General features: G+C 39.7%; 8 protein-coding genes. 1 reads left to right on the top strand and 7 read right to left on the bottom strand.

What is annotated here, in order from left to right; genetic code table 11:
• A partial coding sequence (locus tag ACT3RM_RS00895) for an EAL domain-containing protein (protein ID WP_444511299.1) occupies window positions 1-1340 on the top strand: 1340 nt, incomplete at its 5' end.
• Between the two features lie 22 nt (window positions 1341-1362).
• Here ACT3RM_RS00895 and trmB read toward each other — a convergent pair.
• The 7 genes from trmB to folK all read right to left on the bottom strand — a co-directional run bounded on the left by trmB (window position 1363) and on the right by folK (window position 7145).
• Window positions 1363-2034, bottom strand: a complete 672-nt coding sequence (trmB, locus tag ACT3RM_RS00890; protein ID WP_441835914.1) for a tRNA (guanine(46)-N(7))-methyltransferase TrmB — start codon at window positions 2032-2034, stop codon at window positions 1363-1365.
• Entirely contained in the window at window positions 2034-2801 is a 768-nt protein-coding gene (locus ACT3RM_RS00885) for an ABC transporter permease (protein ID WP_441835915.1), read from the bottom strand. The genes trmB and ACT3RM_RS00885 overlap by 1 nt, the downstream gene beginning before the upstream one ends.
• Window positions 2802-3728, bottom strand: coding sequence for an ABC transporter ATP-binding protein (locus tag ACT3RM_RS00880; protein ID WP_441835916.1), 927 nt, complete (start codon window positions 3726-3728; stop codon window positions 2802-2804).
• Complete coding sequence (locus ACT3RM_RS00875) at window positions 3725-4348, bottom strand: flavin prenyltransferase UbiX (protein WP_441835917.1); 624 nt, start codon at window positions 4346-4348, stop codon at window positions 3725-3727. Before ACT3RM_RS00875 ends, ACT3RM_RS00880 begins: the two co-directional genes overlap by 4 nt.
• 17 nt (window positions 4349-4365) lie before the next feature.
• Window positions 4366-5703, bottom strand: a complete 1338-nt coding sequence (mpl, locus tag ACT3RM_RS00870) for a UDP-N-acetylmuramate:L-alanyl-gamma-D-glutamyl-meso-diaminopimelate ligase (protein ID WP_441835918.1) — start codon at window positions 5701-5703, stop codon at window positions 4366-4368.
• A 156-nt stretch (window positions 5704-5859) separates the two neighbouring features.
• Window positions 5860-6660 (bottom strand): undecaprenyl-diphosphate phosphatase, encoded by an 801-nt coding sequence (locus ACT3RM_RS00865; protein ID WP_441835919.1) that lies wholly within the window; start codon window positions 6658-6660, stop codon window positions 5860-5862.
• Complete coding sequence (gene folK / locus ACT3RM_RS00860; protein WP_441835920.1) at window positions 6657-7145, bottom strand: 2-amino-4-hydroxy-6-hydroxymethyldihydropteridine diphosphokinase; 489 nt, start codon at window positions 7143-7145, stop codon at window positions 6657-6659. Before folK ends, ACT3RM_RS00865 begins: the two co-directional genes overlap by 4 nt.
• Between the last annotated feature and the right edge of the window lie 9 nt (window positions 7146-7154).

Genomic DNA, 7154 nt, shown 5'->3' with positions numbered 1-7154 from the left:
GCGACCTTAATCAGCGATTACAGCACAGTGCGACTAAGGCTGGGGTAATGGCTAGCTTCTTTTTTGCTATCGCATTACTCCTTGCTGGTATTTATGTTTACTTGGTAAAGCGAGCGATTTCAAGTGATACCAGCACCGGTTTTGCAAACCACATAGCTCTTGAGTATTACATAAAAAAATCACCTACTCACCATATGCAACTCGCCGTTATTTGGGTTAATGAACTTGAAGATATAAACAGTTTTTATGGTACTGAAATTGGTGACACCGTGATTAAAAGTTTACTCAATCACTTTGATAAGCGCCGGCCACCAGGTAGTCAATTATTTCGTTTAGCTACCAATAAAATAGTGATGATTGGTCCATTTTCGGATAGTGACAACCAGTTTTGTGACTTAATAGAAGCCTATAATTGCAGTACCCCGTTAATGACAGAACCATTTATTTACGTCACATTGTGCGCCGGTATTGCCAGTGGAAATAAATCTTTATTACTAGAAAATGCACATATCGCAGCGCTGCAAGCAAAGCAAGGTCGCCACATCGCTATTAACTTTTCTAAAGCATTACATGATGTAAAAAACCAATATCAATATAATGTAGCTATGGCAAAAGAAGTATTAGAAGCATTTGAAAATAACCGTATTGTGGCTTATTTTCAACCCATAATAGATACCCAAAATAATACCGTTATCCAGTATGAATGTTTAGCACGTATGGTTACAAGCCAAGGTAAGGTGCTAATACCGGAAGCATTTTTAGATGTAGTAAATCGGTCTCGAATGGACGGGCGATTAACTAGAACCATGTTTATGCAGTGCATTGAACGCTTTCGTAAGACAGATACTTGCTGGAGTTTAAATATCACCGCGCAAGATATACTCGATCCAAGCTTAACTGAGTTTTTAGACCATGAACTTAAGCGCTACCCCAACCCAAGTAATATCACCTTAGAAGTGTTAGAGACCCAAGCCATTGCCAATTACTCAGAAGTAAAAGCATTTATCACTATGGTTAAGAACAGAGGCGTACGGGTAGTGATTGACAATTTTGGGACGGGTTATTTAAATATATCTAACGTGCTGAAACTTGATGTTAATGCCATCAAGCTAGATGGTACGCTAATAAAAAAAATAACCGACGACAATGACATTTATCTTTTTGTAGAGCACATAGCCTGCTTTGCCACACAACTAAAGTTACAACTTATTGCTGAACATGTTGAGAGTAAAGCGATTGCTAACACCTTAAAAAAAGCTAATGTAAGCTTAATGCAAGGTAATTACTTTGCCGAGCCTATGCCTCATGTGGCTAATTTATATAATTTAAAAACTAAATAAAATATATTTTAATAATTTTTAATCAATCACCTAAGTCTATAACTAAACGATGGCTTTGTTGTCCACTAGCCCAATACTTACGCTCAAAGGGAGTAATTGGGGTGTCGCTCCCGTACAGCTCAACGGCACATTCATGACCTGTCAGCAGCAATGCATGAGCAAACTCTTTAACGTAAATATCCCAATTGCTACGTACTTCTAAAAGCCCGCCTAATTTCACAATAAATGGAAATATTGCCGCCCCATGCCAGCGCCTTTGAATGTGCTTAGCTTTTGGCCACGGATTAGGGTAAAGCAAATAATGGTGCGTTGGCTGCCAATTAGCAGCTACAGCTAAGCGCCAAAAGTCATTTAGATCAGCTTGGACTAAAATGTATTGGCCTGACTCGGTTTGCTTATATTCTACATCGTGCTTTTCAAGACGGTGTGAAGACTTATCAATACCAATCACCAAAGCATCTGGGTGTCGCTTAGCTAAATTGGCTGTGCTTTCGCCTACGCCACAACAAGAGTCTAAAATAAGAGGCCCGTTAAAGGCGCGTACCTTTGCATCAACTTCGTCAAATGCCGCTTGCGTATGTGCCGCAATCGGCTTTTTAAACTCCGCATTTAAATGCTTAGTAACAATGTCGTCGAGCTTGTCATGAAGACCAGGTTGATTAGATACAATACTGCGTGAATTTGCATCGCTCATTAATGTCTAAGCCCTACACCTTTTTTAATTAACGTAAGCGCTAATGTAAATAAACCAACAATAAATAGCCCAAGCACACTAAAAGCAACACCTAAGCCCACATCCGATACCCCTAAAAAGCCATAACGAAAAGCATTAACCATATAAATAATCGGATTGATTTTCGATACTCCCTGCCAAAGTTCAGGTAATAAAGTAATTGAATAAAACACTCCACCTAAGTATGTCAGTGGCGTTAAAATAAAGGTTGGAATAATACTAATATCATCAAAGCTATTAGCATAAATAGCATTGATCAGGCCCCCTAAAGCAAACACTGCAGAGGTTAAAATAACCGTTGCCACAATCACAAAAATATTATGAATTTGAATATCCACAAATAATAATGACACACAGGTAACAAGTAAGCCCACCAGCATGCCACGAGTCATACCACCGCCCATATAGCCCAGTACAATTATGTAATTAGGCACCGGAGCTACAAGTAACTCCTCGATACTTTTTTGAAATTTATTAGAATAAAAACTAGAGGCCACATTGGAGTAAGAGTTGGTGATCACCGACATCATAATCAGTCCTGGAACAATAAATTCCATGTAACTAAAGCCGCCCATTTCACCAATTCGTGAACCGATTAAGTTACCAAAAATAACAAAATACAAACTCATGGTAATCGCTGGCGGTACCAAGGTTTGCACCCAAATACGTAAAAACCGAATACACTCTTTGTACCATAAACTCTTTAAGGCTACGCCGTATTTAAACATTTATTCCCGCCCTTGTTCTAATAAACCAACAAATAACTCTTCTAAACGGTTTGCTTTATTACGCATACTCAGCACCGTATTACTTTGTTTTGTAAGCGCTGTAAAAACCGCATTTAAGCCTTGCGATTTAGCAACTTCAACTTCTAATGTATGCTCATCTACCATCGTAAATTTATAGCCATCAAGTTCAACTGGTTGCACTGGTTGCTTTAAATCAAGTATGAAGGTTTCCTTATCAAGTTTCGCTAACAGCGCTTTAATAGTGGTATTTTCAACAATAATACCGCTATCGATAATGGCGATGTTTTTACACAATAATTCGGCTTCTTCAAGGTAGTGAGTAGTTAAAATAATGGTCACTCCTTGTTTATTGATTTCTCGTAAAAAATCCCACATAGAGCGTCGCAGTTCTATATCAACCCCTGCAGTTGGTTCGTCTAAAATAAGCAGTTTAGGCTCATGCATAAGTGCGCGAGCAATCATCAAACGGCGTTTCATACCGCCTGATAATGTCCGAGCTTGCTTATCTTTTTTCTCAAATAAGCCCAGCTGTTTTAGATACTTTTCAGCACGCTGGTGAGCAAGTGCTCGTGGCACACCGTAATAACCAGCTTGATTAACTAATATTTGGTTAAGGGTTTCAAATTGACTAAAATTAAACTCTTGTGGTACTAAGCCTAAATGCGATTTTGCCGCCTCTAAGTCGGTATCAATATCGTGACCAAATACCTGCACTTGACCTTGGGTTTTATTAACTAGTGAGGAAATAACCCCTATGGCTGTTGATTTACCCGCGCCATTAGGTCCAAGTAAAGCAAAGAAATCGCCTTCTTGTACTTCTAAATCAACACCTTTAATGGCTTCAACACCGTTTTTATAAACCTTAGTCAGGCCTTTGATATTTAATGCTATTGACTGTTCGCTCACTTTTTACCTTCCCCATAACCCCAACGCTTAGTCAGGGTATGTTCTATATTTAAATGATCTAAAATACGCGCCACCATAAAATCGACTAAATCGCTAATTGACTGTGGCTGATGATAAAACCCCGGAGCTGCAGGCATAATAGTTACACCCAACCTTGCCAATTTGAGCATATTCTCAAGGTGAATTTCATTAAATGGTGTTTCTCGTGGCACTAATATTAATTGTCCACGCTCTTTAATAACTACATCGGCTGCGCGCTCAAGTAAGTTGTCTGATGCGCCTACTGCAATAGCCGAAACGGAGCCAGCACTACACGGGCACACCACCATCTTTTTAGGTGCAGCAGAGCCTGAAGCAACGGGGCTAAACCAGTTATCTTTACCATATACTTTTAATTGTTCAGGCTGAGCATCAAGCAACGTACTTAATTGCTCTGTGGCTTTATCTTCATTACCGGATAATTTAATGTTTGACTCGGTATCAAGCACCACTCGCGCAGCGCTTGAGATAAGCACATACACTTGAAATTGCTGTGCAAGTAATACTTCAAGCAGGCGAAGCCCGTAAGGTGCACCTGACGCACCGCTAAAGGCTACAGTTATTGTATCTTTATATTGCAAGGTAACCTTCCCATTATTTATGTTAAAGCATCGATTAAGCGTTGGTGAATTCCTTCAAAACCGCCATTACTCATAATTACAATATGTTGCTGTGGCGCAGCTTGTTCAGCCACCTCACTGATAATCTCATTAGTATCAGCGTAACAATTCATACCTGCACGCTCGGCTTGTTCTTTCAACGACCAGCTTAAGTTATCAGGTTCAAATAAATATACTTCGTCGGCAGCGCTTAACGAATCTAATAATATATGTTGATGCACGCCCATTTTCATAGTGTTAGAGCGAGGCTCTAAAATAGCAATTATTTTATCATTACCTACTTTAGCACGAAGCCCAGCAAGGGTGGTTTTAATTGCAGTTGGGTGATGAGCAAAGTCGTCATACACATTAATATTATTAACCTGTGCTTTTAGTTCCATGCGCCTTTTTGGGCTAATAAACTCCCTAAGTGCTGCAATACTATGCTCAATGGCTATTCCTACATGGCGCGCCGCCGCAATAGCCATCATTGCATTTTTAACATTGTGCTCACCCATTGCTTGCCAGTTTACAACGCCTTGCGGTTGATTATTTAATAACACTGTAAACTCGCTGCCATCTGCATTTATTAAATCATAACCCCAATCATCACCTAGGGTTTCACTATTGCTCCAGCAACCCTGCGCTATAACGTCACTCAGCGCGAGTTCATTACTCGGCCATATCACTTTGCCGCTTGCAGGTAATGTACGCATCAAATGATGAAATTGTTTTTTGATGGCGTTTAAATCGTCAAAAATATCAGCATGATCAAATTCAAGATTATTTAAAATAAGAGTTCGTGGCAGGTAATGTACAAATTTACTGCGCTTATCAAAAAAAGCCGTGTCGTATTCATCGGCCTCAATAACAAAAAAAGGCGTATCTCCTACTTTGGCCGATACGCCAAAGTTTTGCACTATGCCTCCGATTAAAAAGCCCGGCTTTAAACCTGCATATTCTAAAATCCACGCTAGCATACTCGCGGTCGTGGTTTTACCATGTGTACCCGCAACAGCTAACACCCATGAGCTTTGTAATAAATTATGCTTTAACCATTCTGGTCCTGAGGTGTAAGGCAGGCCTTTATCAAGGACATATTCAACACAAGGATTTCCGCGACTCATCGCGTTACCAATAACCACCATATCAGGGGCTGGTGTTAACTGTGCAACATCGTAGCCTTTGGTTAATTCAATGCCAAGATCTTCAAGTTGCTTACTCATTGGAGGGTAAACGTTTTGATCTGAGCCTGTTACTTTATGACCGAGTGATTTTGCAATAGCCGCTATCCCGCCCATAAACGTGCCACAAATACCTAAAATATGAATATGCATTGGGTTCCTTGCAGGTTAATAAGATAGCTTTAAAGATAAAACCAACTAATGACTATGATGCCAAATATAAACGTGTGTTACCATGCTCTGTAGGCAATAGTGTTTTGCATAATGGCAATTTAAAACACCTCTGGAAAGGCGTTTTAAATACTTATTTTACCACATCAAAAATGCGATTAGGCCAGCTCCTAATAACAAGCGATAGATTACAAACGGCATCATACCCATGCGCTCAATAATTTTTAGAAATAGGAAAATACAGGCATACGCTGACACAAAAGATAAACCCGCGCCCAAGATTAACGTATTCCAATCAACTATGTGATCCCCTAAAGCAAGCTCTATTGTGTAATATAGCCCCATCATCGAAATAACAGGGATGGCTAATAAAAATGAAAAACGTGCAGCACTTTGTTTATTCATACCCAGCATTAATCCTGCGGTCATGGTTATACCTGAACGAGATGTGCCAGGGATCATAGCCATTGCTTGCGCCATCCCTATCATTAACGCAGACTTCCAATTTAGTTGATAAATCGTTTTGGTTTGCTTACCTTTCGCATCGGCATACCAAAGCAATAAACCAAACAAAATAGTAGTTATAGCTATTACCCACGCACTACGTAAATACAGCTCTATTAAATCTTTAAAAATTAGCCCCAACACAGCAGCGGGTATAGTGCCTAATATAATCCACCAGCCTAATTTACTGTCATCCGTCGTCCCCTGCTTGCCAAATGATTTAAACCACGCGCCAAGAATTTCGACCACTTCTTTACGAAAATAAATCACTACGGCGACTAACGTACCAACATGTACAGCAACATCAAACGCTAAGCCTTGGTCGTGCCAGCCTAAAATTTGTGACGGCAAAATAAGGTGCGCCGAGCTTGAAATAGGTAAAAACTCAGTCAACCCTTGAATTAGGGCTAAAACAATAATTTCGATAATACTCATGGGTTAGTAAACTCCACCTTCCATAGTTTTTGCTGGGGGTTGTTGTAGGCACTCCATAACTGGGCAATCGTTTGCTTTGCTGTGGGATGATAAAAATTTGGGGCGATTTCAGCCAATGGCTGTAAAACAAAAGCATTTTTTGTTATTTCGTCACGCGGTAATTGTGCGGGCGAATCACAAATAATTTCATCATAAAATAATAAGTCTAAATCAAGAGTCCGCGGGCTAAACTTTTTATCACTTGCGGTGCGGCCATTATTTTGCTCTATCTTTTTTAATAACTTACACAGTGCGGGAAGTGAAATATCGGTTGTTGCAGCCACCACTGAATTATAAAAATTATTACCGGCAAATCCTACCGCTTCACTTTCATAGACCGAGGAATGAGTAAAATCAGCAAGGTGCTCTTTTAAGGCAATTAACGCCTGACGTAAATAATGTTTTTTATTAACGTTAGAGCCTAAACTGATAAAAATTTGTGCCATATTAATAAG

The organism is Pseudoalteromonas sp. AOP7-A1-14 (assembly GCF_052376275.1).
In the GTDB taxonomy this organism is placed as follows: domain Bacteria; phylum Pseudomonadota; class Gammaproteobacteria; order Enterobacterales; family Alteromonadaceae; genus Pseudoalteromonas.
This window is presented reverse-complemented; position numbering and strand designations above follow the sequence as displayed.

What these genes read in the sequence shown, in the direction of transcription:
- trmB (WP_441835914.1), bottom strand. Translation starts at nt 2,034, where the DNA reads ATGAGCGATGCAAATTCACGCAGTATTGTATCTAATCAACCTGGTCTT.
- ACT3RM_RS00885 (WP_441835915.1), bottom strand. Translation starts at nt 2,801, where the DNA reads ATGTTTAAATACGGCGTAGCCTTAAAGAGTTTATGGTACAAAGAGTGT.
- mpl (WP_441835918.1), bottom strand. Translation starts at nt 5,703, where the DNA reads ATGCATATTCATATTTTAGGTATTTGTGGCACGTTTATGGGCGGGATA.
- folK (WP_441835920.1), bottom strand. Translation starts at nt 7,145, where the DNA reads ATGGCACAAATTTTTATCAGTTTAGGCTCTAACGTTAATAAAAAACAT.
- ACT3RM_RS00865 (WP_441835919.1), bottom strand. Translation starts at nt 6,660, where the DNA reads ATGAGTATTATCGAAATTATTGTTTTAGCCCTAATTCAAGGGTTGACT.